This is a genomic window from Sandarakinorhabdus rubra (genome assembly GCF_010994245.1).
Taxonomy (GTDB): Bacteria; Pseudomonadota; Alphaproteobacteria; order Sphingomonadales; family Sphingomonadaceae; genus Sandarakinorhabdus; species Sandarakinorhabdus rubra.
On record NZ_WMHO01000374.1, the window covers coordinates 1 to 1,244 of the forward strand.

Below are 1,244 nucleotides of genomic sequence, written 5' to 3' on the forward strand. Positions count from 1 at the left end.
CCACGCCGCCCACCAGGCCGGCCGACACCGCCGCCGACACGTTGAAGCCGCCGGCACCGCCGCCACCGCCCACCGACTGGATGAGCGCGCCGGTGGCAAACTGGCCGCCAGTGACGATGCTGCCCTGATAGGTGCCAACCACGGTGCCGCCGCTGCCGCCGCTGGCACCCTTGCCGCCGAACCCGGCGGCGATCGAGGCATTGCCCAGGCCCGCCGAGCCCGCCACCGACACCGAGACGCCGCCGTTGCCTCCCCCGCCGCCGATGGACTGCGCGGTGAAACCGGTGGCGAACTGGCCGCCGGTGTTGATGTTGCCGCCACTGGTGACCGTCACAGTGCCGCCATTGCCGGCCGCGCCGCCGTCACCGCCGATGCTGGCCGAGAAGCTGGCCCCGGTCGACAGCGCCAGCGATCCGGCAAGACCGCCATTGCCGCCGCCGCCGCCAACCGACTGCGCAAGAATGGCACGCGCGCCATTACCATCGGTGACGACATTGACGTTGCCGGTGAGGGTGACCAGACCGCCAGCACCGCCGGTGGCGCCCGCGCCGCCCACGGCAAAGCTGCCGGCGATGCCCGGACCAACCGATCCGGCCACGGCAAAGCCGCCATTGCCGCCGCCACCGCCCACCGATTGCGCCAGGATGCCGATGGCGTTGGCTCCGCCGGTCACCACGCTGGGATTGACCAGCGACGTGCCGGTGCCGGTGTTGATCGTGCGCTGCTGCATCGTCAGGGTGACGCCGCCGCCAGCGCCGCCCCCGCCCCCGGTGCCACCGATGCTGGCCGAGCCGAACACGCCGAGGCTGCCGGAGCTGCCGCCATTGCCGCCGCCGCCACCGATCGACTGCGCCAGAATCCCATAGGCATCGACGCCGAGGCCGTTGTTCGCCCCGGTGTTGGTGAAGCCGGTGCTGATCGCGCCGCTGTGGGTGACGCTGACGGCACCGCCGCCACCACCACCAAGACCCTGACCGCCAATGCTGAGCGTCAGCGACCCGGCCGCGCCGGCATTGCCGCCACCGCCACCGATCGACTGCGCCAGGATGCCGGTGGCCGACCGCCCCGACGTCTCGATGACGCCGCTGTTGGAGACGGTGACGCTGCTGCCTGAGCCACCGGCGGCCGAACTGCCCCCGATCGCCGCTAGGCCAGCGCCGAAGCCGCCATCGCCGCCGCCGCCGCCCACGCTCTGCGCGAAGATGCCGCGCGCATTGGTGCCGGCGGTGCTGATGCTGCCCGAA

At 72.9% G+C, this 1,244-nt stretch carries 1 pseudogene; it reads right to left on the reverse strand.

Going from position 1 to position 1,244, the window contains the following annotated elements:
- A pseudogene (locus tag GJV64_RS14615) lies at positions 1–1,244 on the reverse strand (hypothetical protein); the annotation flags it as partial.